The 25,608-nt window shown below is 52.9% G+C and carries 28 protein-coding genes; 17 read left to right on the forward strand and 11 right to left on the reverse strand.

Annotation, left to right across the window (positions count from 1 at the left end):
- Window positions 1-1,056 (forward strand): sn-glycerol-3-phosphate import ATP-binding protein UgpC, encoded by a 1,056-nt coding sequence (locus CIK78_RS01135; RefSeq protein WP_096276422.1) that lies wholly within the window; start codon window positions 1-3, stop codon window positions 1,054-1,056.
- A gap of 148 nt (window positions 1,057-1,204) precedes the next feature.
- On the opposite strand, the gene CIK78_RS01140 is transcribed toward CIK78_RS01135, so the two are convergent.
- From CIK78_RS01140 to CIK78_RS01150, 3 genes are read right to left on the reverse strand one after another with little or no spacing between them, the layout of a single operon-like run.
- Window positions 1,205-1,717 carry a tetratricopeptide repeat protein gene (locus CIK78_RS01140; protein WP_141393015.1) on the reverse strand — a complete coding sequence of 171 codons (513 nt, stop codon included), beginning with the start codon at window positions 1,715-1,717 and terminating at the stop codon, window positions 1,205-1,207.
- Between the two features lie 50 nt (window positions 1,718-1,767).
- Window positions 1,768-2,301: a hypothetical protein gene (locus tag CIK78_RS01145; RefSeq protein ID WP_096276426.1), complete on the reverse strand. Its 534-nt coding sequence runs from the start codon at window positions 2,299-2,301 to the stop codon at window positions 1,768-1,770.
- Complete coding sequence (locus CIK78_RS01150) at window positions 2,298-2,786, reverse strand: PAAR domain-containing protein (RefSeq protein ID WP_096276428.1); 489 nt, start codon at window positions 2,784-2,786, stop codon at window positions 2,298-2,300. Before CIK78_RS01150 ends, CIK78_RS01145 begins: the two co-directional genes overlap by 4 nt.
- A 313-nt stretch (window positions 2,787-3,099) precedes the next feature.
- Here CIK78_RS01150 and CIK78_RS01155 point away from each other — a divergent pair, with 313 nt between their 5' ends.
- From CIK78_RS01155 to CIK78_RS01170, 4 genes are all read left to right on the forward strand, one after another.
- On the forward strand, window positions 3,100-4,341 hold the full coding sequence (locus CIK78_RS01155; RefSeq protein ID WP_096276430.1) for an RNA polymerase sigma factor: 1,242 nt from the start codon (window positions 3,100-3,102) through the stop codon (window positions 4,339-4,341).
- An 82-nt stretch (window positions 4,342-4,423) separates the two neighbouring features.
- Complete coding sequence (locus CIK78_RS01160) at window positions 4,424-5,269, forward strand: YciI family protein (RefSeq protein ID WP_096276432.1); 846 nt, start codon at window positions 4,424-4,426, stop codon at window positions 5,267-5,269.
- On the forward strand, window positions 5,266-5,628 hold the full coding sequence (locus CIK78_RS01165) for a YciI family protein (protein WP_096276434.1): 363 nt from the start codon (window positions 5,266-5,268) through the stop codon (window positions 5,626-5,628). The genes CIK78_RS01160 and CIK78_RS01165 overlap by 4 nt, the downstream gene beginning before the upstream one ends.
- 24 nt (window positions 5,629-5,652) lie before the next feature.
- Window positions 5,653-6,021, forward strand: a complete 369-nt coding sequence (locus tag CIK78_RS01170) for a DUF1428 domain-containing protein (RefSeq protein WP_096276436.1) — start codon at window positions 5,653-5,655, stop codon at window positions 6,019-6,021.
- Between the two features lie 21 nt (window positions 6,022-6,042).
- Here the strand turns inward: CIK78_RS01170 and CIK78_RS01175 are convergent, their stop codons facing one another.
- From CIK78_RS01175 to CIK78_RS01180, 3 genes are all read right to left on the reverse strand, one after another.
- A complete protein-coding gene (locus CIK78_RS01175) occupies window positions 6,043-7,566 on the reverse strand; it encodes a 5'-nucleotidase C-terminal domain-containing protein (protein ID WP_255249077.1) in 1,524 nt (507 codons plus the stop codon).
- 12 nt (window positions 7,567-7,578) lie between these two features.
- A complete protein-coding gene (locus CIK78_RS17975; protein ID WP_255249078.1) occupies window positions 7,579-7,713 on the reverse strand; it encodes a hypothetical protein in 135 nt (44 codons plus the stop codon).
- Window positions 7,714-7,913: 200 nt separating this feature from the next.
- Window positions 7,914-8,915 carry a porin gene (locus tag CIK78_RS01180; protein WP_096276438.1) on the reverse strand — a complete coding sequence of 334 codons (1,002 nt, stop codon included), beginning with the start codon at window positions 8,913-8,915 and terminating at the stop codon, window positions 7,914-7,916.
- 365 nt (window positions 8,916-9,280) lie between these two features.
- Here CIK78_RS01180 and CIK78_RS01185 point away from each other — a divergent pair, with 365 nt between their 5' ends.
- The 5 genes from CIK78_RS01185 to CIK78_RS17720 all read left to right on the forward strand — a co-directional run bounded on the left by CIK78_RS01185 (window position 9,281) and on the right by CIK78_RS17720 (window position 12,918).
- Window positions 9,281-10,444 carry a glycosyltransferase family 1 protein gene (locus CIK78_RS01185; protein ID WP_096276440.1) on the forward strand — a complete coding sequence of 388 codons (1,164 nt, stop codon included), beginning with the start codon at window positions 9,281-9,283 and terminating at the stop codon, window positions 10,442-10,444.
- Window positions 10,407-10,946, forward strand: a complete 540-nt coding sequence (locus tag CIK78_RS01190; protein ID WP_096276442.1) for a phosphatase PAP2 family protein — start codon at window positions 10,407-10,409, stop codon at window positions 10,944-10,946. Before CIK78_RS01185 ends, CIK78_RS01190 begins: the two co-directional genes overlap by 38 nt.
- A gap of 1,056 nt (window positions 10,947-12,002) precedes the next feature.
- Window positions 12,003-12,131, forward strand: coding sequence for an entericidin A/B family lipoprotein (locus CIK78_RS01195; RefSeq protein WP_096276444.1), 129 nt, complete (start codon window positions 12,003-12,005; stop codon window positions 12,129-12,131).
- 5 nt (window positions 12,132-12,136) lie between these two features.
- Complete coding sequence (locus tag CIK78_RS01200; protein WP_096282217.1) at window positions 12,137-12,703, forward strand: YqiA/YcfP family alpha/beta fold hydrolase; 567 nt, start codon at window positions 12,137-12,139, stop codon at window positions 12,701-12,703.
- A 41-nt stretch (window positions 12,704-12,744) separates the two neighbouring features.
- Window positions 12,745-12,918 (forward strand): DUF6435 family protein, encoded by a 174-nt coding sequence (locus CIK78_RS17720; protein ID WP_141393016.1) that lies wholly within the window; start codon window positions 12,745-12,747, stop codon window positions 12,916-12,918.
- A gap of 3 nt (window positions 12,919-12,921) precedes the next feature.
- On the opposite strand, the gene ntrC is transcribed toward CIK78_RS17720, so the two are convergent.
- The 4 genes from ntrC to CIK78_RS01220 all read right to left on the reverse strand — a co-directional run bounded on the left by ntrC (window position 12,922) and on the right by CIK78_RS01220 (window position 18,756).
- The gene (gene ntrC / locus CIK78_RS01205; protein WP_096276446.1) at window positions 12,922-14,355 is read right to left on the reverse strand and encodes a nitrogen regulation protein NR(I); all 1,434 of its coding nucleotides are present in this window, start codon (window positions 14,353-14,355) and stop codon (window positions 12,922-12,924) included.
- A complete protein-coding gene (glnL, locus tag CIK78_RS01210; RefSeq protein ID WP_096282218.1) occupies window positions 14,348-15,409 on the reverse strand; it encodes a nitrogen regulation protein NR(II) in 1,062 nt (353 codons plus the stop codon). The genes ntrC and glnL overlap by 8 nt, the downstream gene beginning before the upstream one ends.
- Before the next feature lie 307 nt (window positions 15,410-15,716).
- On the reverse strand, window positions 15,717-17,123 hold the full coding sequence (gene glnA, locus CIK78_RS01215; protein ID WP_096276448.1) for a glutamate--ammonia ligase: 1,407 nt from the start codon (window positions 17,121-17,123) through the stop codon (window positions 15,717-15,719).
- Window positions 17,124-17,727: 604 nt separating this feature from the next.
- On the reverse strand, window positions 17,728-18,756 hold the full coding sequence (locus tag CIK78_RS01220) for an acyltransferase family protein (RefSeq protein WP_096276450.1): 1,029 nt from the start codon (window positions 18,754-18,756) through the stop codon (window positions 17,728-17,730).
- A 101-nt stretch (window positions 18,757-18,857) separates the two neighbouring features.
- On the opposite strand from CIK78_RS01220, the gene CIK78_RS01225 reads away from it, so the two are divergent.
- The 3 genes from CIK78_RS01225 to CIK78_RS01235 all read left to right on the forward strand — a co-directional run bounded on the left by CIK78_RS01225 (window position 18,858) and on the right by CIK78_RS01235 (window position 21,091).
- Window positions 18,858-19,838 (forward strand): alpha/beta hydrolase-fold protein, encoded by a 981-nt coding sequence (locus CIK78_RS01225; RefSeq protein ID WP_096276452.1) that lies wholly within the window; start codon window positions 18,858-18,860, stop codon window positions 19,836-19,838.
- Window positions 19,839-19,883: 45 nt separating this feature from the next.
- Window positions 19,884-20,186, forward strand: a complete 303-nt coding sequence (locus CIK78_RS01230; RefSeq protein WP_096276454.1) for a hypothetical protein — start codon at window positions 19,884-19,886, stop codon at window positions 20,184-20,186.
- A 236-nt stretch (window positions 20,187-20,422) separates the two neighbouring features.
- Window positions 20,423-21,091 carry a hypothetical protein gene (locus CIK78_RS01235; protein WP_096276456.1) on the forward strand — a complete coding sequence of 223 codons (669 nt, stop codon included), beginning with the start codon at window positions 20,423-20,425 and terminating at the stop codon, window positions 21,089-21,091.
- A 367-nt stretch (window positions 21,092-21,458) separates the two neighbouring features.
- Here the strand turns inward: CIK78_RS01235 and CIK78_RS01240 are convergent, their stop codons facing one another.
- Entirely contained in the window at window positions 21,459-22,376 is a 918-nt protein-coding gene (locus CIK78_RS01240) for an SDR family NAD(P)-dependent oxidoreductase (RefSeq protein WP_217990259.1), read from the reverse strand.
- Window positions 22,377-22,437: 61 nt separating this feature from the next.
- Between CIK78_RS01240 and CIK78_RS01245 the strand changes: the two genes are divergently transcribed.
- From CIK78_RS01245 to CIK78_RS01260, 4 genes are all read left to right on the forward strand, one after another.
- The gene (locus CIK78_RS01245) at window positions 22,438-23,379 is read left to right on the forward strand and encodes a LysR family transcriptional regulator (protein WP_096276458.1); all 942 of its coding nucleotides are present in this window, start codon (window positions 22,438-22,440) and stop codon (window positions 23,377-23,379) included.
- Between the two features lie 443 nt (window positions 23,380-23,822).
- Window positions 23,823-23,972 carry a hypothetical protein gene (locus CIK78_RS17840; RefSeq protein WP_176483343.1) on the forward strand — a complete coding sequence of 50 codons (150 nt, stop codon included), beginning with the start codon at window positions 23,823-23,825 and terminating at the stop codon, window positions 23,970-23,972.
- The gene (locus CIK78_RS01255) at window positions 23,969-24,694 is read left to right on the forward strand and encodes an ABC transporter ATP-binding protein (RefSeq protein WP_096276462.1); all 726 of its coding nucleotides are present in this window, start codon (window positions 23,969-23,971) and stop codon (window positions 24,692-24,694) included. Before CIK78_RS17840 ends, CIK78_RS01255 begins: the two co-directional genes overlap by 4 nt.
- Window positions 24,687-25,577 (forward strand): metal ABC transporter permease, encoded by an 891-nt coding sequence (locus tag CIK78_RS01260; protein ID WP_096276464.1) that lies wholly within the window; start codon window positions 24,687-24,689, stop codon window positions 25,575-25,577. The genes CIK78_RS01255 and CIK78_RS01260 overlap by 8 nt, the downstream gene beginning before the upstream one ends.
- Window positions 25,578-25,608 lie beyond the last annotated feature (31 nt).

A 25,608-nucleotide genomic window follows, 5' to 3' on the forward strand; every position in this document is an offset into this window, starting at 1 on the left:
ATGGCTAGCATTACCTTGGAAGGGCTTGAGAAAACCTACGCGGGCGATGTGCATGCGGTAAAGGGCATCAATCTAGCGATTAAAGACGGCGAGTTTGTGGTGCTGGTAGGCCCTTCAGGCTGCGGAAAGTCGACGCTTTTGCGCATGGTGGCCGGGCTTGAAACGATTACCGAAGGCACGCTGAAAATCGGCGATCGCGTGGTCAATAAACTCGAACCCGCCGAACGCGATATTGCCATGGTGTTTCAGAACTACGCGCTTTATCCACATATGACGGTGTACAACAATCTCGCTTACGGACTGAAAAACCGTGGCTTCAAAAAGCCCGAGATCGAAGAACGCGTGCGTAAAGCGGCCAAAATGCTCGAAATTGAGGAGTTCCTAGAACGCAAGCCGCGCAAGCTCTCCGGCGGCCAGCGCCAGCGCGTTGCGATGGGACGGGCGCTCGTTCGCGATCCCGCCGCGTTTTTGTTCGACGAGCCGCTGTCTAATCTGGATGCCAAGCTGCGCGTACAGATGCGTGTCGAAATTAAGCAGCTCCAACGGCGCTTGAAAACAACCAGCCTGTACGTCACCCACGACCAGCTAGAAGCCATGACGCTAGGTGACCGTTTAGTCGTTTTAAATGCCGGGCGGATTGAGCAAGTCGGCACGCCAATGGAAATTTATGCGAGACCGGCAACCCTATTCGTTGCAGGATTTATCGGCTCCCCCGCCATGAACATGCTGCCGGTGGACTATCTAATGGAAAAAGGCGCCAGCGGCCTGCTGGATGACTTGCCAGAAGGCACCGATATCGTCGGCATTCGTCCTGATGATATGCACTTAATACCCCCTGCCGCGCCCCACTTAATCGTCGAATCAACCCTTGCGCTATTTGAAGCCGCCGGTGCCGAAAGCCACCTGTACGTAACGCTTGCCGGAAGCGACCAGCCCATCGTCATTCGCGTTTCGGGCCAGCCGCCGGTCGCCGAAGGTGAAACTCTGCGATTTTTTGTGACCCGCGAATCGCTGCATCCTTTTAATAGTGCCACGGGAAAACGCATGGCAGATTAAAGAATATCAAAAGCAAATAACAACATCTGCTAACGAAGGAGCGATGCACTACTACATTTACAATAATAGTTAAATAGTAGTAGCTCCTCTCTTACATATAACCGAAAGGCCTAGATGAAGAGTTTAAAATTCTGATAGCTAATAACACCTAAGGCAACAACTGCTGAATGAGAGATCCTCTCTCTAATTCCAGCATTTCTTCTAGCATTGGATTCTTCATGGGATCATCGCTAGCCTGCCATTTCAATAAGAGTGAATCAGACTGTGGCGATTCAGCTAAATGTGCCGCAAGAATATAGTTCGCGTCAAGTTGGTTATTAGTGTCATTATCATAAGCACTTTCTGTTTCACCATAGCAGGCTCTCGCTTCGCCTGTGACTCCATCCAGGCGCTCAATAAGCATGCAGCGCAGAAGCATTTCCTCGTTGTTTAATTCTCTTGAATAGAGATCATCCAAATCAAGTTTGGCTTCCTCATATCGGCCAAGACTTATAAGGAGCTGCGCACGGCTACTGAGCAATTCAGAATGATTAGGATAGTGTTCCAACCCTTCTTTATAAACCATGAGCACATCTTCTAGTCGTCTCTTATCGCCCCGTGCATCAGTGAGTTCTGTACTTGCGCGCTCAAGATATTCTGCAGGTGTCTCACCGTTGGCCAAGGAACATGCCATAAGTGATAGCGTGACCACCGTTATAAGTAGGACTTTCTTCACCGTGGTTCAACCTCGATCTCGAAGGTGATATCTGTTGTTCCTGATGCTAAATTGCCTGGGCCATTGGAAAAGAAATAACCGCCAACAAGCTGAAGCGTCAAGCAGCGAGGTGACATGGGTAACGTAAAGCTAGCATGACCAATAGGAGTGAAGTCGTCATTAGGCCATGCGGAAACGCCTTCCCTATCCAGATTTTGGTTGGCAATATCCAGCACACCATCAAGAATTTTGGCTGATACGAACCAATTTACTGAGCCTACGCTGCTGGCGGCAGTGCGCCCCATAGCACTAACATTTAATGTATTGCCGCTTACCGTGACATGGCCCCGAAGGTTATAAGAAGCGTGAACACCTACTCCTTCTGCCAACATGTAATCAGGCCGAACTTTCAAGAAAGGCTCAGAGAACTCGCGATATTTTTGTGCAGGTATTTCGACGTTTTGCGGCTCAACACTGCTGCTTAGAGTAGAGAGAAAATCACCAAGATGCGTATAACCATCTTGTTCAGGGAGGGTTGTGGCTTCGCTCATACGGACCGCCCCTCTTTTATATAAACCTTAAGCTTTTCGGGTTTATCATGATCGGACACCAGACGTGTAAGCCCTTGGGCATTGCTAATACCACTCAGTTGCTCACCGTTCTCTCTTACAATCAGATACTCCATACCAGCTACGGGCTCTCCAGCTGCATTGATAAGGCGAAAGTGCTCATTAAAGAACTTAGGAAGCTCGCTGGGTAAATTGGCAGCCGACGCAGTAGGCGAATCCACCTCAGTACTTGAGCTTGTAAGTATCCGCCCGCCGCAAGAAGTGGTACTGCCATATATAGCAGCTGGCGAGCCCTCTATGACATACCAAGCCACACCAACGGTGATACTGGCGCCACAAGAACTATTGTCACCGACCCTTGCGATGGGAATGCCATCGACTTTAGCCGTTGGAGCACCAGTAACAATACGATGAGGGCCCCCTTTGCAGCTGCAAGCCACCTCATCACCAATTTTCGCGAGATCCATGGCGGACTCCTTGCTCCATATCAACGTGTATTACTTACTAAGTAAATGCATTGTTGTCAATTCTAGTCAGAATCACTTATTCAAGTGACAAATTCTCATCATTCAGATCATTCTTATATAGCCTCCTAACCGACACTTGTAGCTCTACGCTACCCTAGGGGCACTGCATCCTTTTTAACAACGTCACGAGAAGCGTATTAAGGTATAAATCACTAATACGTAGGTGAAGGCGTCATGGACTACGTTTAAGAAAGTGAACGTTACTCTTCTCTACTGTATACCCGTACTTAAGGGTGCGAATGAGCCTTCTACCATGAGTATTCCCCCCCCTTTACTCGAAACCCTGTATCGTGATCACTCTCGGCGCGTTCAGGCGACGCTGATCCGTCTACTAGGCGATTTTGAGATCGCCGAAGAAGCCATGCAGGAGGCCTTCGTGGCGGCTGTTCAGCAGTGGCCGGTTAGCGGCCAACCTGACAACCCCTCCGCATGGCTAGTTCGCACCGGCTACCACTGTGGGATAGACCAAATTCGCCTGCGCAGTACGGCACGCCGAAGGGCTCACTTACTGTTACCCACAGAGCTGCCTACAGAAGAGGCGCTGGATCTCGAGCCCACCACCATCGAAGATGATGCTTTGCGACTGCTGTTCACCTGCAGTCACCCAAGCTTAAGCATTGAGGCACGGATAGCCCTTACCCTTCGCGAGATGTGTGGCTTGACCACCGAGCAGGTCGCCAGTGCACTGCTAATGAAACCTACGACGCTGGCACAGCGTATCGTGCGAGCCAAACGTAAAATTCGCGATGCACAAATACCTTACGCCGTGCCTACCCAGGAAGAACTGCCTGAACGCCTGCCCGGTGTGCTCAAGGTGATCTATTTGGTCTTCAATGAAGGCTACTCACGCAGCACGGGGAACAGCGTGGTCGATATCAGCTTAACTCAAGAGGCCCTGCGACTGGGCAATGAGTTGGCACGGCTACTGCCCCAAGGTGAGGCGTTTGGGCTAATGGCCTTGATGTTGCTTAATGATGCTCGCCGGGATGCACGCCAGGATAGCAACGGGGAGCTGGTGACTCTGGATACTCAGGACAGACGCCTATGGCGCCAGGAAGATATCCAGGCCGGCATAGTGTGGCTGGAGCAGGCACTGGCGCTCACTCCTGCCGGGCATTACACCCTTCAAGCGTCGATTGCCGCCGTGCACGCCCAGGCTAGCTGCGCCGAGCAGACAGACTGGGGGCGTGTCGTCAGGCTCTATGATGCTCTCTGCCAACGTTTTCCATCACCGATCCTGGCGTTAAACCGTGCGGTTGCCATTGCCATGAATGGTTCGCCCGACACCGGGCTGAAGTTACTCGACGATATCGCGCACCACCCGCAAATCAGCCGCTATCATCTGTTTTATGCCGCTAAAGCGGATTTACTACGTCGCCAAGGCCAGTATGAGCCCGCGCGCAGTGCCTATCACCAGGCGCTGCAATTGGTCACCCTGGATCCAGAAAAACGTTTTTTGAAAAGGCGACTGGCAGAGCTCGAAAATTTCCCATAAAAAAATGCTTAGGCTATGTCGATTCAAGACGATGCCAAACGACTACAGAGAGTCACTACCATCACTATCAAGGAGGCTCTCAATGAAATTTATGCTAATACGGCGCGCCGACTCCGATACAGAGTACGGCGCTATGCCATCCCAGGAGATGCTTGCCGCCATGGCTGTTTATAATCAGCGCATGACCGAGGCAGGCGTGTTTTTGAGCGGCGATGGCTTACATCCGACCCGCGACGGATGTCTAATCCGTTTCAACAACGGTGAACCCACCATCATCCCCGGGCCTTTGTCTCCAGCCAGTGAGCGAATTGCCGGTTACAGTGTGCTGGAGGCCCCCTCTCTGCAGGCAGCCATTGAGTGGGCCCAGCAGTGGCCGACCCAGGACGCCGATGGCAACGTGACTCTTGAACTAAGGCGCTACTTCTCGCTGGAAGATTTTGAGCCCGGCGCCGGACTCGAACAGCACCATAACCTTGCTCGTGTCCCGGATGCCATGAACGTGCACGTTGGCTTTCCCGGCACCTGCCGGGAGGCCATGCAGTTCTATGCTGATGTAACCGGCGGGCAGTTGGAGTGCCTATTGACCTATGCTGAAACGCCAGCGGCTGAACACTCACCACCGGAACTCCATGACCGCATCATCCATGCCTCGCTGAACCTGCGTGGCCGTCGCTTGATGGGCGCCGATATGGCGGCTGACTGCTATACGCCACCCCAAGGGGTAGAGATCCAGCTGGAATATCGGGATATCGAGCAGGCCGCACGAACTTTTGCTCGGCTAGCGGAGAGAGGAAAGATTATCATGCCGTTTGAAGCTACCTTCTGGTCACCAGGGTTCGGCATGACGGTTGATCGTTTTGGCGTCGGCTGGATGGTAAACGTTCCATCAGCCAACTGCCCCTTAGCCACAGAAGGAGACTCTCCATGAAGTACGTTGCGCTGGTCTATTATCAGGAACAAATTATCAACGCCATGAGCGAACAGGCATGGCACGACCTCAATCAGGAGTGTATCGCCGGAGTAGAGCGCTTGAGCACCAACGGCCACTACCTGGCCGGACAAGCGTTACAGTCAGTAGAAACCGCTACCACCGTGCGTGTCCGCGATGGCGAGACGTTAATCTCCGACGGCCCCTTTGCGGAAACCAAGGAGCAGTTGGCGGGTTTCTATCTGCTCGACGCCCACGACTTGAATGAAGCATTGCAGCTGGCTAGCCGCATCCCACCCGCCCGGCTAGGCAGCATTGAAGTACGCCCGGTTCGAGAACTCCCCCCTAAAGCAGAATAAAACAGTAGCAATAGGAGAACAGCCATGCGCAAGCTTGCATACCCCTATATAGATGGTTTCGTCGCTGCCGTGCCAAACGCTAATAAAGATGCGTTTATTGAGCATGCCCGTGCCGCGGCTGTTGTTTTCAAGGAACACGGTGCGCTTCGAGTGGTGGAGTGCTGGGAAGACGATGTACCCGAAGGGAAAGTGACCTCTTTCTCCATGGCGGTGAAGCGCAAGGATGACGAAAGTGTCATCTTTTCCTGGATTGAGTGGCCATCCCGCGCCGTGCGTGATGAAGCAATGCCCAAAGTGATGCAGGACCCGCGCTTGCAGATGGACGTTAACCCGATGCCTTTTGATGGCAAGCGGCTCATCTTTGGAGGCTTTGAAAGCATCATTGATGAGTAAGCGCTACCCGTGGCCCGGAACTTACTGCGGCACTTCCTGGGCCACATTCTCTTGAGCCATACCTCCTTGAGCCACATCAGTAATCCGCCCTTCAACGTGATAGTCCACTTTGCTAACCGTCACCATATAGTCTCGGAGCATCTCCCAATCGGTGTTACCCACGATGGTGCTGCGTTCGTCATCATAGGCGGCCTTAAGCGCAGCATGGCTGTCGCCGCCGGCAGCGGTGAAGTTATTGGTGGCGATTGTGTAGGTACGCGCAGGGTCAACGTCCTGCAGCTCACCGTTCTGCGTTACTTTCAGGCTTATCACGCGCTCGCCTGCGAGTTCGCGGCTGTCATATTCTACCTGGGTGCCGCGAGATACCTGCAGGAAGGCGCCGCTCTCTTCCGGCGCGCCCGCCAGCGCAATCTCGAAGGTTTCTAGAAGCTCGGCGCCGGTCACGTCCATCAGCGTCAACCGGTTACCGAAGGGCTGCACCGCGATCAGCTCGCCAACGGTGATATCGCCTTCGGCAATCGGCTCGCGAATGCCGCCACCGTTTTGTAGCGCCAGCACGGTGTCCGGGTTCACCCGGCGGGCGGCCGCAAGCTGACCATCGGCAATCAGGTTACCCAGCGCGGTTTCATCGGCACGCACACTTTGTTCATCGCCATTGCCATGACGCGGGTTGGGAAGCGGTGTATTCAGGTGAGCGCCCACTTGGGTATCGCGTACTTCTTCGATTCGAGCGGTGTACGGCTCGAGCATCTCAAGCGCTTGAGCATCAGGCTCGAAATCCTCTGCCGCCAGCAGTTCGCCACGGGCATGGAGCACCAAGCCGCCGTCATCGAAGGTGACTTGCATCACGCCCAGGTACTTGCCGTACTCGTTCGCCTGGCCGATCACCGTCGATGCTTTGGGCTCGCCCAGGTCATTCTCAGCCACCGTGACGGGCGACTCCAAGCGTGTGTGGCTGTGCCCACCGATGATCACATCCATCCCTTCCACGTGCTGGGCGAGCAGCAGGTCGTTACCCACGCTCGGGTCGCTGTCGTAACCTAAATGCGTCAGCGCAATAATCTTGTTCACGCCTTGGTCTTCAAAGCTTGCCACCATGGCCTCAGCAGCCTGTTGATAATCGCTGATGGTAACTTGGCCTGGGCTTGAAATTGTCTCGCTATCTTGAGTACTTAGCCCAAAGAGACCGACTCGCTCACCGCGATGCTCGATAATAATACCGTCATAAAGCTTGCCCGCTTGCACGTCTGCGCTAAGCGGCTCGCCCAGCGAGTCAGCAAATTCATGTGCTGCGGAGAAATCTAGATTGGCGCCTAGAATGGGGAAGCCGGCACCCGCAAAAAATGCCGCTAGCGCCTGATGCCCTTCTTCCGGGTCACCCAAATCAAACTCATGATTACCGGGAACAAAAGCGTCGTAACCCATGAGATTCATAAACTCCAGCGCATCTTGGCCCTGAAACTCATTGAAATACAGCGTGCCAGAAAAGATATCGCCAGCATCCAGTAATAGCCCTTCGCCATACTGCTCACGCGCGTGATTCAACGCGGTCACCAACTAGGGATACTGATCGGTCCGCCCGTGGAGATCGTTGGTATGAAAAATCGTCAGCGTGTAGCTATCGGCCAACACAGGGGAGGCGGTAATGAACAGTGCTGTCCCTAGCGCAAGACTATATCGATTAAAATGCATGTTAACGTCTCCTTTTATATCGAGCTTATAATATTAGCAAAAAAACACCTCGTCACTTAAACAACTTTTCGGACACACTAAAAACCGGTGAGGAATCATCCACACCGGTAAAGATCGAAACATGCGAGCTAACTAAGAGCAAAGAAATAAAACAACACGACTGTTAAAAACAACGCGACTATTAAAAACAACCCTGTTAATTAAAAGTGATAGCGGGCACCCAATGCGTAATACATATCTTCCTCGAAATCATTAACAGCATCTAGATTACGATCATTAAGCTCAAGGAACATATCAAAATTGCTAGATAGCTTGTACAGTGACCCTAACGCCCAAGCGTTGCGATCACTGCTAGCGCCGTCTACCTCGATGTTGTAGTAATCGGCAAAGAACTTCCATGAATCAATCGCCAAAGTAGCGCCAACACCGATTTTATCGAAACCGCCGCCGTAGACATCATCATCGCCGCGAGTCTCATAACCAACACGAGCAGAGACGCCATCGGTAATGGCAAACTCACCTGTAGCACCATACCGGATTTCACCGTTACCGCCGCCACGCACAGTGTCTTCAACATAGCCTAGCGCCAAACGCGCTGGCCCTGTTTCATAAACCACGCCACCTTGTGTGGCTATAACACTACCTTCACCGGTTTGCTCAGCTTCGGTTAGGCCGCGTTCAGAGAAGTGCTTGGCAGAAATAACGGCTTGAAAGCCGTTCATCTCAGGCGTTTTATACCCAATTGAATCGCCTCGTGCCTGTACCCCGCCACCCGCGAATTCATAACCACGCTCAACATACACATCGAACGGGGTCATCACATAATCATCGTAATAGCTGTCGTAGTTACCGGCCATAAAGGTACCGAACTGCTTACTTTCTAAACCTAGGTAGCTGTTGCGAACTTCATCAAAACCGGGGCTGCTGCGCTCATCGGCTCTAAAGCGCCATTCTACGCGAGCAAAAGCGCGCAGGTCGCTAGAGACCTGATGGCCAGCGGTAATCCGTAGGCGCGAACCAAAGTTACGGAACTCCTCACCGTTGTCTACCCCGTTCTTAATACCGCCGCCTTCAAAACCCATCGCGATACGACCATAGATTTCTAGATCAGTACCATCTTGGTCATAAACGGTGGCTGCTTGTGCTGCAGTGGCTCCTAATAAGCTGCTAACGGCTAGGGCCAGAGTCATTTTTTTAAACATGCGTGTTCCCATTGAAGTAGTCAATACTTGAGCATTACTAAGCACGGTGAAGAACAAATAACGCCTTAGCGCAGGGAACCTTAAAGCAGTTATATTTCATTAATCTTAACGTTTTAATTTTTTTGAACTTAATTTTATTTATAGAGAATAAATAAAAACGCCATCAAATATTCACATTTAGATGTTAATAAATATTCAGATAAACGCTATTTAATAATACATTCACTCTGCATCGCGCCTGGTCAAGCAACCCTATGTCTCCCGAGCGAATGCCCGCGTGTCATCGCTTATTCATCGGTTTGACTCCGCAGTGTCATTCTCCTCACCCACACTGCGTATAAACGTGATGAAGGGATGAATCGCTCATGCGGCTCTGTATCGTTAGTGAAACATGGTCACCGGACATTAATGGCGTTGCCCATACGCTGAGCCGGCTAAGCTGCGAGCTCAATCGGCAAGGAGTGCCGGTTGACGTTATTCGCCCCCGCCCGCGCGTGGCTGGAAATACCACGCGCATTAACCACGAGCTACAGGTTTCACGCGTTGCACTACCCGGCTATACCGATGTCCAGGTGGGATTGGCAACACCGGCCGCGCTGCGACGATTTTGGCGAACGCATCGCCCCGATGTGATTTATTTGGCCACTCAAGGCCCCCTAGGCTGGGCGGCGCGCCAAGCGGCAAAACGGCTCAACATCCCTTTGGTAGCCGGTTGGCACACCAATTTCGACCACTATTGCAAAGATTACGGCGTCACATGGCTGGCGTCGACGGCCCTTCGCTATCTTCGCTACTTTCATAACGGCTGCGCCTCAACATTGGTGCCTACTCACGCGCAGGCTGCTGCGTTAACGCACCAAGGCATTCGAGACGTTCACGTGCTTTCACGGGGGTTAGACGGCGAACGCTTTTCGCCCGCATACCGTGACACACAGTTACGAAAGCGCTGGGGCGTTAGCGAGCACCAGCCAGTCGCACTGTACGTTGGCAGATTAGCCGCCGAAAAAAATCTCACTTTACTGCAAGAAAGCTTTCACGCTATGCGTGAAGTGCGCCCCGACATGGCTCAGGTGATCGTGGGCGATGGCCCCGCCCGGGCACAATTACAAAGGGCTCTACCCGATGTGCATTTCACTGGCTTCATTAACCAGGAGGCCCTCGCTCGCCACTATGCCAGTGCCGACTTATTTGTTTTTCCCTCGCTTTCAGAAACCTGGGGCAACGTGGTGGGGGAAGCTATGGCCAGCGGCTTGGCCGTGATGGCCTATGATCACGCCGCCAGCGCTGAGCTCATCAGCAGCGGCCACAATGGCGTCACCGTCACCGCAGGAGATAGCGCTGCATTTCGCCGGGCAGCGGTAGACCTTTGCCAGCATCCCGCTGACTACGCACGTCTAGGCCGCGTGGCACGCTCACGCGCGCTTGAGCAAAGTTGGTCAGGTATTACCGAGCAGTTTCTGCGTTATTTACACCAAGCCCAGGAGGCACACCATGCGCCCACGTCCGCTTGTCGTATTCGATCGTCTTGACCTGCTGGAATGGCAGTTTTGCCAGCGCATCTCACGCCTATCGCTGTACTCGCCATGGCGTATTACGCTGCAGGCCGCCAGCCGTTTAGGCGACTGGCCTGCCTGGGTGCTGCTCATCATGGCCCAACCCTGGCTTCAGCCGAATGGTACTTGGCGAGTCATGCAGTACAGCGTCGTCGCGCTGTTTGCCATGGTCGTTTATCGACTGGTGAAAACACGGCTATGCCGCGAGCGACCGTTTATTACCTACGGTGAGGGTATTCAGTGCTGCGAACCCGCGCGTGATCGCTACAGTTTTCCTAGCGGCCATACCATGCATGCGGTCATGTTTAGCGTATTAGTCGCCGCGCATACTCCCTGGCTGCTGCCGGTGATTGTGCCGTTAACCCTGCTAATTGCGATTTCGCGGGTGGGCTTGGGATTGCACTACGTAAGCGATGTGCTGGCAGGCGCCGCCTTGGGCTACGCATTTGCGTTGATCAGCCTTTACTGGATGGGCTGAACGCAAAAGCGCCCGCTTAACGGGCGCTTTTCATGTACGTATAAAAACCTCAAAATCCGAGGAAATTTTCAAAAGACACGCACCATAATGGAACAGTGGCGGATTACATACCGGGAGGCATGTCATCGCGCTCATCCAATCTCGCCATAAATGATGTTTTAAACATCATGTACAGCCCAACGCCCGAAAACCCTAAGAACAAAAAAAACATGAACAACATCAGTGCCATGGCCATAGTCTTGTCCCTGTCAGTGCGCGGCTGCGACGTTGACGTCTTCTAACCGCAACATATTTTTACCTGTTCAAAGGATAGACCAAAACAAGCCGTTAATCTGTACAAAATTTTTATTTATGCAAAACCTGTGCAAAAAGAAGTTAAAGAACAACATCCATTCACCTGGCCAAATTCCAGACGCAAAAAAACCACCTCATTTTCATGAGATGGTCGTTTTGCATCGATTCCGGTCCCTGGTGTTGATGAACAGCGCCTCTATGCGCTGTAACCAATGAGCGGGTGGGTTGTCCTTTTCACTCCCTGTTCTTTTGCTCGGCTTCCTGCCTTCCTTAATGTACTCGGCCCACTCACTCAGTCTTTTGAAAAAATCTTAACTACCCGCCACAACGGCTGCTTAAAATGAAAAATAATACTCAACAACTATTACATCGCTATTACTTAACCTTATTTAACATTTACGATGTTTAACACTAATTATAGGTGACTACGCCTGTTGCTATATCTTAAGTAAAGCACACGACGGGCCAAATGATCATAAAAACAAATAATTGATTTAAAAACATATACTTAAAAAACTCAAAATGCTACAAACTAGCTTTTTTAACATCTAATTAATGTGTAGAACTGACACATGCGACATAAGCACACGACATAAGTGCGCATTTCTCTTACTCAGCCGTAGCGAAACGTCGCGACAGGGCTTAGTTTATTATCTGAGGGTGAAAAGTATCTGATGGTGAAAAGAGTGCCCTCGCCAAGGGATGCCAACCGTTAGCGCTCAGTCCAAACTATTAGCAAACCATGCCTTCAAGGAGGCCGCCATGAAATCAGCTGTTGCCATTGGTACTCTCATCATCACCGCGCTGCTGCTCAGCGGCTGCAATACTATTCGCGGCGCAGGGGAAGACATTGAACAGGGTGGCCAGGCTATCCAACGCTCAGCGGAATAACGATGATGATGACTGTTTACTTGTCTCACGGCTTGGAAAGCGGGCCGGGTGCATTGAAAACTCAAGCACTGAAGAACGTCGCCGAAAAGCTGGACGACTGCGAACCCGTCGTTATGGACTACCGGGGAATGGCAGAACCGCAGCAACGCCTTTCTCACCTACTTGCGGTGTTGGCCGAACGTGGAGATGACCCCGCCTGCTGCGTGCTAGCAGGCTCAAGCCTAGGTGGCTGGCTAAGTGCGACGGTCAGTGCCCAGCAGCCGGTGCTGGGCTGTTTTCTCTTGGCTCCGGCCCTGGGTTTAATTGATTACCCTGAAACGTCCCCCAACATTCAAGCACGCCATACTCACATTATTCACGGCTGGCGTGATGATGTGATTGCTCCAGGGCCAGTGATCGAACGCGCCCGCCTTCAGCGGCTGTCGCTACGCATGGTCGATGACGATCATCGCCTTCATGCCAGCCTCGATACGATATTGCTCGATTTCGAACGCTTCTTACACCAGTGCAGTGCCGATGCTCGTCAAGCCATTGCTGACCAACATGCAACAAACATTCGACACGAGACTTAAAAAGCTATACAAATAGTATACATTCAGTGCGGAGTTTGCTCATGTTAGGCATGTTTAAGCGCGACCCCAAAAAGAAACTGCAGCAAGATTATGAACGTAAACTTCAGGCGGCGATGGAGGCATCACGTAATGGCGACATGCGCGCCAACGCCACGCTAACGGAAGAGGCCGAGGCCATCAGGGCCGAGATCCTGCGTATAGAAGCGCAAGAATAGCGCTCACTCGTCTGCCAGCGCCGGTAATAGCGTTTTCAATTTACGGGTCAGCGTATTGCGGCCCCAGCCAAGCAGCTCCGCTGCTTCCCCTTTGCGACCGCCGGTATGCTTCAAGGCAGTCTCAATTAAAATCCGTTCGAAATCCGGTACCGCTTCTTCGAGCAAATGCGTGTGACCCTCGGCCAGCGCATGATCGGCCCAATCGCGAAACGCCGTGCGCCAGTCGCCGTGAACACGGCTATCCGTGGCGTTGGGCGAACGCAGCTCGGGAGGCAGATCCTCAACAAGGATTTCACGCCCTGAGGCCATGACGGTCAACCAGCGACAGATGTTTTCTAACTGGCGGACGTTGCCAGGCCACGGTAAATGCGTCAGGTGCGTTTCTGCTTCACTGGTGAGCACTTTAATATCGGTGGTTAGCTCTTTTGCCGCTTCGGCTAAAAAATGCCGCGTTAGCCGGGGAATGTCTTCGCGCCGCTCAGCAAGCTTGGGCAGATGAATGCGAATCACGTTCAACCGATGGAATAGATCTTCGCGAAAGCGACCATCGTCCACCAGTACCTCTAAGTTTTGATGGGTAGCGGCGATAATGCGCACATCGACCCTGACCGGCGTATGCCCTCCAACGCGATAAAACTCACCATCGGCCAGTACGCGCAGTAAGCGCGTTTGGGTTTCAGCGGGCATGTCGCCAATTTCATCTAGAAACAGCGTGCCTCCGTTGGCCTGCTCAAAGCGCCCTTGGCGCTGCTGCGCGGCTCCGGTAAAGGCGCCCTTCTCATGGCCAAACAGCTCCGATTCAATCAAGTCACGTGGAATGGCCGCCATGTTTAAGGCGATAAACGGTTTCCCTGATCGCGGGCTATGCTGATGTAGCGCCTGGGCGACGCGCTCTTTGCCGGTGCCCGACTCACCATTAATCAACACCGTGATATGCGAGTGCGAAAGCCTGCCAATCGCGCGAAATACCTCCTGCATCGCCGGTGCTTCACCAATAATTTCGGTATTTAAGCCTTCCGGCACAGTGGCCGGGCGCTGACGTTCGCGCTCCCGCGCATGCGCCACCGCGCGGCGAACTAACGCCAGCGCTTCATCAACGTCAAACGGCTTGGGCAGGTACTCAAACGCGCCGCCTTGATAAGACGCAACGGCGCTGTCTAAATCGGAGTGCGCCGTCATCACAATGACCGGCAGGTCAGGATGCGCCTCGCGAACTCGCGACATTAAATCCAACCCATCGATACCCGGCATACGAATGTCGGTCACCAGCACGTCCGGCGGGTTTTCCAGCACGCGGGCCAATGCAACATCCGCACGCTCGATACATTCAACGTCAAGATCAGGTTGCGCTAATGCGCGTTCAAGTACCCAGCGGATAGCGCGGTCGTCATCGACAATCACCACCCGTGCAACATCAGTACGTGTCGCCTCAGTCATGACGTTTCTCCGGTGAAATTAAGACCAGTGGAATCAGTAAGCGAAATTCGGTATGTCCGGCTCGGGAATCGCATTCAATCAATCCTTGATGTTGGTGCAAAATCGACTGGGCAATAGAGAGCCCAAGGCCACTGCCTTCAGCACGCCCCGATACCATGGGGTAAAAAAGCGTTTCGTGTAGCGCATCGGGAACGCCAGGGCCGTTATCAATAACCGCAACTTCACTGACCAAGCGATGACGCTCAGCGCCGAGGGTAAACTGGCGCCGGGCGCGGGTACGCAGTATTAGGGTGGGCTCAGGCGTTTGGGCATCGCTCATGGCCTGCACCGCATTACGCGCCACGTTGAGCACGGCTTGAATTACCTGCGATTCATCGCCGGAAAGATCGGGCAAGCTCGGGTCATAATCGCGGTTAATCGCCACATCGGGGTGCTCAGCCATTAATAGCGTGCGTACGCGCTCCAGCACCCGATGAATATTCACCGGCTCATGTTTGAGAATCCGGTTGGGGCCCAGCATGGAGTCGACCAGATCGCGAAGCCGATCCACCTCTTCCACAATAATGTGGGTATATTCGCGCAGCGCCGGATCGTCTAAATCTCGCTCTAGCAGCTGTGCAGCACCACGAATGCCGCCTAGCGGGTTTTTAACTTCGTGGGCAAGCCCTCGGGCTAATATCTTGATGGTTTCTTGACGCGTGGTCAGCGCCTCTTCTCGGGAGATCTGCATCAATCGATCGCGAGGCTCTACTTCCAGCAGCAGCTCATTGTCTGATAGCGGCGTGACCGTATAGTCGACCGTCAGCGGATCGCTATTCAGCGGCGTAATACGCGCCTCACGCTGGGTATAAGGGTGAAAGGCATCGCGGGCCTTGGCCAACACCTCATCGATGCTTTCATCACCGCCTAGTAACGTATCCAGGCTGCTCCCACGCACACGGCTCAGGCTAACCGCTAGCAGCGCCTCGGCCGCAGGATTCATCCAGCGCACGCTTAGCTCGCCATCTAGCAGCAACACTGCCGTGGTGAGATGTTCAAGCAAGCGCTGGTGCATTGCATGTTCAGAGAAACCGTCCTGAGAAATCGCGTCTTCCATCGCCATTACAGACCTACAGGTGGATGATGAATGAGAGACTGCAATAAGCGCGCCAATTACGCACCTATGCCCGGTTGCACGGCCTGCGAGCAACGTAATAGCAAGAGTTGAGCCCTTTTAGCGCATCGCACTGCACTAACGCTTTTATTATTGCACCACATTGGTGCTCGCCATAAAAAAACCCCGCCGAAGCGGGGTTTATCACTGCTATTAACATCTCGTCAGCAACAGTAGACGGCTAATGCGGCTGATTAGCAGCTGTCGTTTAGCAGCTATAGTACATATCAAACTCAATCGGGTGAGTCGTCATGCGGATACGATTCACTTCTTCCATTTTGAGTTCAATGTAAGCATTGATCATATCGTCAGTGAACACGCCACCTTCGGTCAAGAACGCACGGTCAGCGTCGAGTGCTTCCAGTGCTTGATCCAGGCTGTTCGCGACCGTTGGGATCGCCTTGCCTTCTTCTGGCGGCAGGTCGTACAAGTTCTTATCCATGGCATCGCCAGGGTGAATCTTGTTTTTAATGCCGTCGATACCGGCCATCAACATGGCAGAGAACGCCAAGTACGGGTTAGCGGTCGGATCAGGGAAGCGAGCTTCTACACGCTTGCCTTTCGGGCTAGCGGTGTAAGGAATACGAATAGAAGCAGAGCGGTTGCGCGCGCTGTAGGCCAGCATTACCGGCGCCTCAAAGCCAGGTACTAAACGCTTGTACGAGTTGGTAGAAGCGTTGGTGAACGCGTTCAACGCACGAGCGTGCTTGATGATGCCGCCAATGTAATACAGCGCCATTTCAGACAGGCCTGCGTACTCGTCACCGGCGAACTGGTTGTTACCATCTTTCCAGAACGACTGGTGAACGTGCATACCAGAACCGTTGTCGCCTACCAACGGCTTGGGCATGAAGGTAGCCGTTTTGCCGTAAGCATGTGCCACGTTGTGGATCACGTACTTCATTTCCTGCACTTCGTCAGCTTTCTTCACCAGCGTGTTGAATTTAACGCCGATTTCGTTCTGACCTGCGTTGGCAACTTCGTGGTGATGAACTTCCACGGTCTGGCCAATCGCTTCCAACGTGTTACACATAGCGCCACGAATATCGTGGAAGCTATCAACCGGCGGAACCGGGAAGTAACCGCCTTTCAGACGCGGACGGTGGCCTAAGTTACCACCTTCCACGACGCTGTCAGTCGCCCAAGCGCCTTCATCAGAAGAGATTTTGTACATGGAACCCTGCATATCGGTTTTCCAATGTACTTCATCAAAGATAAAGAATTCAGGCTCAGGACCAAAGAAAGCGGTGTCGCCAAGGCCTGTAGACTGCAGAAACGCTTCTGCACGCTTAGCGATGGAGCGCGGGTCACGATCATAGCCTTGCATCGTCGCAGGCTCGATGATGTCGCAACGCAGCACCAGCGTAGCGTCTTCAGTGAAAGGATCGAGGTAGGCAGAGCCGTCCTCTGGGCTCAGAATCATGTCGGATTCGTTGATGCCCTTCCAGCCGCCGATGGAAGAACCATCAAACATCTGGCCATTTTCAAAAAACTCTTCGGTCACGTCGCGAGCAGGCACGGTGACATGGTGTTCTTTACCGAGCGTATCGGTGAAACGCAGGTCTACCCACTTAACATCATGTTCTTCAATTAGCGCGATGGTCTTGGCTGACATAGTGTCCTCCGGTATGAGCGTGGCTTAAAGCTAGCGACAGTAAGCTATCGATAAAAGTGTTGTGCGACAAAATACGTGCAAAAACGCACGCCTGTCATTTTTTTGCTCACCCAACGTTTGCTGAAAAATATAAACAAATCGCTGAGCAAACCTTTCAGGCCGGCTATCGTTTTATCACGCCGCAGGGCTTCTGCCTACGACTCGTAGCCGTTGTAAAACTTACTGCACAGGAGAAAGCATAGATCATGCCAACACTGCACCATTATGGTATTAAAAAACAACAACCATTTGTTTTTTAAACATTAAAAAATACCTCCCGGTGCCTCGTGATGACGCATAGCGCCTTAGCTGCAGCCAATCAGGCGCTAAAAACATGCTCAATGCACCAAAATAAAGCAAAAACACCCGTCAATGCCCCAAAAAGGGGCGCTCGACATGATGGTGCTCTTGTTTGGCTCGCACATTTTTTCTTGTTGCCTAAAGAAACAAGACGCTACAATCAGTTACATTATGAGAAATTAACACACGCGGAGTCGGCTGCGTCAAACACGCTTAGTACTGCATACACGCTGCGCCTTTAATGCCTATTTTACGCCTTCCGCCCTTAAGCCACTTTAAGCTGTTTACCAAACAACATCGCCCCCAGCGTAAAGGTATTCGCCAGCTTATTCAGCGCTACCGACCCCACTATGCCCACCACGATAAGCACCAAGGCATATACCACAACCGGCAACGCCAGCGGCGCAACGGCCAAATCGGCCAGCACAAAAAACATGGGGTGCGCTAAGTAAATGCCAAACGAATGCGCATTCACGTGACGTACCCACACCGGCACCGGTCGCCCGGCTAAGTAGCGCATCGCGCAAAGCGTAAACAGCACAAAGAAAGGGATCACCCATACTTCTTTCGATGAAAAGGCCAGCTGGCCCGCGAAAGTGCCCGCAATGATCAGCGCAACGAGCAGCGCCAGCCAAACGGGCTGAGCCAGCCGCTGCATCCAAGTTGGCCGTAGGGCAAGCACGCTTTCTGGCGCTAGCGGGTAATAACGTACCAGCACCAATGCTAAGAAAAACACATAGATCCAACCTAGTGGCGCGACCCACAGCAAGTAGCCGGGCAGGTCAATACCCAACCAGTAAGCAAGCCCCCAGTAGGCCATACTGATCACACAAGAGCCCCATAACCATGGCACCGGATTTAAGCGCCACAGCTGAAAGCGTGTAAACAGCCAGTACGCCATATAAAACTGCATCGCAATGATTAAAAAATAGCCGTGCCAACCCGCGTAGACAAAATACTCAATGGCATTGGCGATAAACCCCACTGGCTCATCCGATCCTTGTAAGCGCACCCACTCGGCCGTTGAGTAAATAAAGCCGTACACAAAATACGGCACCATCACATATTTTACGCGCTGGATGAGAAAACCTTCTGGCACCGATTTATCGTAGCGAACGGCAAAAACAAACACCGAAATAAACAGAAAAATGGGCGTACCCAACACAAGTGGCAAGCGCAAGAGATCGGTGGCAACGTTATCAACGCGTTGATTCACATGGTCTAATAGGTGAAATAAAAAAACGGCGATGCAGCCGTAAGCACGCAGCCAATAAATCTCTTCAACTTTCCGCATTGGGCCTCCCGCCGCTACACAACGCCATCCTTACTATAATGAACATCTAATGCCGTCCCGTTGTCCGACCTTATTGAACCGTTTTAATTCCCGGAGGCAAGGTGCCCAAACTCAAGCTATCGCTGTGCTCGTACCGATCTCAAGCCCTTTTAACAGCGCTAATTGGGTGGCTAACGTTTAGCGGCCACAGTTTGGCCAGCGAGATTGAGCATCATCAATTCTTCTCACCCACGCTCGGCTACGACTATCCGTACAGCGTTTATTTACCCGATCATTATGACGCTCAGGCGACAGACGCGTACCCGGTTATCTATATGCTGCACGGCTCGTTTGGAACCGACCGCGACTGGGTGTCACGCGGCAACCTGCAGCAAGTCGCCGACAGGTTAATTAGCGCAGGGCACATTCCTCCTGCCGTTTATATTATGCCCGGCAGCCGCAGCTGGTGGGTAGATGGCTACAACGAGCCCGCTCGCAGCGCGTTTTTTAACGATTTAATGCCCCACGTGGAAGCTACCTACCGTGTAGGCCAAGAACGCCGCCTACGTGGCGTTGCCGGCCTTTCAGCCGGTGGCTATGGCGCGCTTAACTTCGCGCTGGAACGGCCTGACTTATTCGCCGCTGTTGCAGCGTTAAGCCCTGCCAGCTACTCACCGCAGCCACCGCGCAACTCATCAGCCCATCGTCATCCGGCCTTTCTCGATGAACAGGGCCGGTTTGATCCTGACCTGTGGGAATCGCTCAACTATACCGCTCATCTTGAGGAGTACCGGCTACGCGTAACACCTCGCGGCGTTGGACAAGAGGCCGAGACTCCACCCGTGCCGCTGTATATCAGCGCGGGGCGCAGTGACGTTTACGACGCTGAGTTTCATGCCCGCCTAATGCGCCAAGCCATGGAGCGCATTCAACCTAACGACGTACGTCTCGACCTTTACCCCGGCGGCCACACTTGGCATGTTTGGCGCGCCAGCTTACCCGCCGCGCTCAACTTCTTATTTCAATACGTTGGGCAAGAAAATAGCGTAGAAACAACAGAAAAATCAGCGGAGGAGCAAAGCACAGAGGAAGTGAGCGGTTGAACGCACTACACTGCAGAAACACCCAACACGATAAGGAAAACAGCGATGCATCAACATGTCGAATGGGATGCCCCAGGCAGCGCCAGCGTATCTGAGTACTTTAAGAACGACCCTGACCATCACGCCCCCGACCCGGGCGATATTATTTCCGCGCGCTACCAAGGCGCGATGGTACGCGTCAAAGTAGAAGCCTATCGAGAAGATGACGCCGTTAGCATTGGCGAAGTTGCCGCGATCATTGACGCCAACGGCGGCCGCCACCAGCGCCATGAAAAACTGGAAGTCGGCAACATGGTCAGAGTACCCGACGACAAACGCGCCATGGAAACATCACCGAAAGAAGGTTAAACGCACTAGCGTTGATAACTCAGCACTGACAGCCACCTTGCGGGGTGGCTTTTTTGTGGGTGGTGCAGGCATATCGGCAGAGCATGATTAAATGGGTATAGCATTTCATTCCTGCCTGCACGGGGATCGGTATTAACAACAACCTCAGCGCTCTTCGCTACACGGTTCATCCGCGCTCGTGCGGGGATCGGCGTGCTACGCTTAGCACTACTGCTCCCTTTCTATAGGCACTCCTCATGCATGCTTTTCGTCTCTTTGCGATGATTACCACCCTGGTGGTCGTTATGCCTGTCTCTCTACAAGCCCAGGCACAAACAGATGGGCAGTGGAGTGAATACGATGAGGTATTTGAGAACGGCGCCAGCCATGCCAACGTTTGGCAATGGGGCTGGACGGGCATTTACGGCACAAGCCTGGCGGTGAATGCGTACCAGTCGAGCGAGGCAAGCGATCCGGAGGACCGCTTTGATGCCCGGGTGGGCGTGGTGAAATCAGCCCTGGCCGTGGCCGGTATGTTGACCGACCGCCAGCCGCACCCGGCGGCTTTGGCCGAATATGAGCGTTTGAAAGCCAGCGGCGATTTAAGTAGCGTGCAGGCCCTGGGATTACAGCTTGCCCAAGCAGAGCATGAACGGCGCGGCTGGGGTGCTCGCGTGGGCTCTTTGGTGGTGAATGGCGTGGCGGGCGCGGTAATTGCTACCGATGGACGGGGTGACGATGGCGCGATTAACTTTGCCACCGGCATGCTGGTGAATGAGCTACAAATCTGGTCGCAGCCGAATCAGGCGTCTTCGGCCATTAATCGCTTCCAGCCCGCTAACCTCTCGCTAGGGCCGATCACTATTCCTGGTGAATATGCACTGAATGTGGGGCCACAGCAGCTTGGCGCTACCTGGCGTTACTGATTTATATATTCCATCCTTTTGAGAGGTATATGGAGTGAATGGTTAGTGAGGCACCCTTCCCCCACCAGCCTGACACCACCTTCAGATGATTGATATCTCCCCACATCAAAACTCATTTGAGAAGCACGACAGACCGTAATCGCTGATTTGCTTATAGAAAGAATAAGCTGTCGCCGTCGAAGCCCTCTTCCTCTTTTGCTTTGTGGTGAAGAAAATTTGTGCCTGTATCTCTTCGAAGGAGTAACCACAATATCCACAACTTTTATCTTTGCCCGTGTATACGTGGTGTCTATCATGTTCATTTCTAAAAATGATTATAATCTCTTTGCGCAAGCTACCCACTTCTCTTATTAGATCACTGCCATCTTCATTCTTTCACCAGCTTCCCGGCAAGCTCCCACAATCGCATAGCATTAGACTGATCCAGCGCATAGGAAGCTACACCGTCCGGAATGCCATCTGAACGCCCTTGAACTACCTGAGCCTCATTGCAATTGTCGAAATATCGACCGGTCACGCCCTCTACTAAGGGCGAAGCAGCGAGAAGAACTGAGGTAGAAGCGCCCTGAGCCGGTGTTTTGCGCCGGTTTTCTGGCGTCTTGAGCCCGCCCGTGTGCCGCTGCAAATTAGTGGCGATAGCACCGGGGTTTAGAGCATTTGAAACAATGCCGTCATCTGACCAATGTTGGGTAATTCCAATTGATAGCAATATGCATGCTGTCTTGGACTGCGCATACGCGAGCAGCGGGTTGTAAGGAATGAAACGGAAATGTGGATCATCCCAAAAGACCGGTCCAAACAAGCTACCTGTAGAGCTAACCGAGACAACCCGAGCCCCCTGCGCCTTTGCCAGATACGGGTGTAAACCAACGGTCAAAGCAAAGTGTCCAAGATAGTTTGTGGCAAATTGCATCTCGTAGCCTTGAGATGAGCGCTGTAGCTCAGGCAAGGCCATGATTCCCGCATTGTTAATAAGGGCGTGAAGAGGTCTATCCCAGGTTTCCACAAAGCTTCGTACAGATTGTAAGTCGCAAAGGTTAAGAGCACGAACGGAGATGGCTGGATTGCCCGTCTCCCGTCGCAACATACTGGCGACTTCTTCAGCAGCGTCTGGGCGTCGGGCTGCGATCGTGACTTCAGCACCGGCCAATGCCAAGGCCCGGGTAGTCTCTATACCGATACCACTTGCACCACCTGTAACAATCATCGTCTTACCCGCTAGGTCGATGTTCGCAAGCACTTCACTGGCGGTGCTGGAAAAACTGAAGGGGGTCTGAATAAACATTGCTTTTCTCTAACTGACATTAGTTGCAAACATAATACATTCAGATTAACGTCTTTATAATATGGACACTTATCCGCACACTAGTGAGATATTTAGGACAGTTTCCGCACTCCCACCAGCGGAACTTGCTGCGTTTCTGGCTGTGGCCCAATATGGAGGCTTCCGTGCGGCGGCGAGAGAGTCCGGCCTTAGCTCCTCTGCCTTGAGCCATGCAGTAGCAGGGCTTGAAGCGCGTTTAAAGGTACAACTGTTCCACCGAACAACTCGGCACGTATCGTTGACGGCAGCGGGACAAACCCTTTTCACCCGCCTCACTCCCGTACTGGCAGATATTGCCGATGCTATTCGCGATCTCAGCGATTATGCGACTCGTCCAAACGGCCTATTACGAATCAATGCCGATGGCATAGCCGCCGAACAGATTTTGAAACCACTCGTGCTGAACTTCATGCGAGCGTATCCCGATATGCATGTAGAGATTCTCTGCGAGAAGCGTCTAGTCGACCTCGCTGAAGACGGCTTTGACTGTGGAATACGCACGGCGGAACTTGTGCCAAACGATATGGTGGCGGTGCCTATAGGTCCCGAACAACAACATATCGTGGTAGGCGCACCGTCTTATCTTAATAATGCCCCTCCTATTTATTCACCGGCTGATCTTGCCCAGCATCGTTGCATCCAGCTTCGAATGCCCACTGGCGTTTTCTATCGCTGGGAGTTCGAAAGCCATGGAAAAGCGATTGTCGTCGAAACAAAAGGCGGGCTGATCCTGGATAATTCGCGCCTTATTCTCTCCGCTGCTATTGAGGGCTATGGGCTGGGATATGTGACGAAATGGGCCGCTGAGGCGGCATTAGCTTCCAGCCAAATTGCTCAGGTATTGACCGATTGGACTCCGCCTTACCCGGGCCTTTGTCTTTACTATCCTAAACACCGTCACATGAGTACTGGCATGCAGGCATTCGTCGCTTTTTCCCGAAGTATTGCCCAGAAAATGTCATAAGGCATCTTGAAAGCGATAAGCAGCCAAGTGCAATACAGGATCGATTAAAAACGCACATACGCTGCTCTAGCTGGATATCATTGATGTCTCAGCAACACCATCGAATATAAGGCAAGAAAATTTATAAAGGCCACAAAACCTGGATAGGCGCTACCTATCTTGTGTCAGGATTACTTAGCTATTTACCGGAAAAAATGCTGCGGATCGCTCTAACAAAGAGATTTCCCGTTAAGAGAATAAAATTTTCTTAACGGGTGCTTTGGTGGGTGCCAAACAGATATTAAATCGTGGATGCCTTTTTAATTACTCTAAAGCGCTGGCGGCGGCTTGTGTCCAGTGTTTTGTTATTGCCAATACGGCGTGAGCGCGTAAAATATCCAGCAATTTTTTGGCTTTGCAACATGTTATGTTATAACCTATTTTATATTACACGAGGCCGCTTGATGAGTGAGCATACGCACCGCCATAACAAGGAAGGTCCTTGTCACTTCTCCTTAATGTCATTGTCGGCGGTTAAACGGCTGTTGTTTGTTGCCGTGCCGCTGCTAGCGCTGTGGGGTTTAGTGAGTTGGGCTGGCGGGTGGTGGGGATGAGTGAGCGTTCTGTCTCTCGTCTTCAGCTGCACGACCTACATTTGGCCCAGGCGCGCCGCACGGTGCTGGAACACATTGAAGGCGACTTCAAACCGGGTGCCATTACCGCTCTGATTGGCGCTAACGGTGCCGGTAAAAGCACATTGATTCAGGCAATCATGGGGGAACTTCGGCCGATTAGCGGCGAAGTGGTCTGCACGGTAGCAAACGAGCGCCGGGCATGGCTGCCCCAGCAGCTAGCGCTGGACCTTACCTTCCCAATGAGCGTGGAAGAGCTGGTGATGACCGGCAGCTGGCCTAGCCACGGTGCGCTAACCGGCTATTGCGCCGGGCACTATCGAAAAGGCCGCGAGATTATGGCGCGGCTGGGTATTTCGCACTTGGCCCACCGCCCGCTGGGCGAGCTTTCCGGCGGCCAGCGCCAGCGTGCGCTGATTGGGCGCACGCTGATGCAGGAAGCCGAGCTATTACTGCTGGATGAGCCGTTTGCCAATGTGGACAGTGAAACGGTCGACATTTTGATTCGTATCCTGCGACAGATGGCCGATGACGGTGCGACGATTATTGTGGTGTTACACGATATGGATCATTTGCGCCGTCTTGCCGATGAAGTGCTGATGCTCAACGGCGGCCACGCGCGCTGGGTTGCCCCCGCTGCGCTGACTCCTCAGCATGCGCCCGTTCAGGCGATGCCATTTAGCTTGGGGGATCAGCATGCTTGACCTACTGAATGCGTGGTTTGTCGCGCCGTTCGACTACGGCTTTATGCGCCGTGCGGTGGTGGGCGGTTTAGCGCTTTCGCTAGCGGCCCCTCCGCTGGGCGTGTTTTTGGTATTACGCGGGATGAGCCTAATTGGCGATGCCATGGCTCACGCGATTCTCCCCGGTGTGGCGCTCGGCTTTCTGCTGGCAGGATTCTCGCTACCCATTATGAGTATTGGCGGCGTGCTGTTTGGTTTGCTGGTGGCACTGCTGGCGGGCGCGGTATCGAAAATGGGCGGCCAGCGTGAAGATGCGGCCATGGCGAGCTTTTTTATTATTTCGCTGGCTGCGGGCGTCATGCTGATTTCGCTAGGCGGTAGCAGCGTGGATCTAACCCACGTGCTGTTTGGCTCTATTTTGGCGATTAATGGCACCGCCCTAATGCTGATTGCCGGTATCAGTACGCTGATTGTGGTGACGCTGGCGGTGGTTTTTCGTGCCTTAGTGGTGGAGTGTTTAGACCCGCTATTTTTGCGCGGCCAAAGCCGCCGTAGCGGCTGGGTGCATAGCGTGTTTTTGGGGCTGCTGGTGCTGAATTTAACGGCCGGCTTTCAAACTCTAGGCACGCTGATGGCGGTGGGCTTAATGATGCTTCCCGCCACCTCGGCACGCTTTTGGAGCAAGCGCTTAGAAGGGCTGATCGGTATTTCGATTGTGCTTGCCATGGTGTCTAGCACCGGCGGCCTACTGCTTTCGTTTCATTTGGATATCCCTTCAGGCCCGAGCATTATTCTGCTGGCCGGGGCGGGTTATCTATTCTCGGCGCTGTTTGGCCGTTATCACAGTTTAGCAGCCAAGCTACGGCGTAAAACGACGCCGCTGGCCGTCGATCACGGGTGTTAATGGCGCCCGTTCACGCTTAATCGTAAGGAGT

The sequence above is a fragment of the Halomonas sp. JB37 genome, from assembly GCF_002332255.1.
Taxonomy (GTDB): Bacteria; Pseudomonadota; Gammaproteobacteria; order Pseudomonadales; family Halomonadaceae; genus Vreelandella; species Vreelandella casei.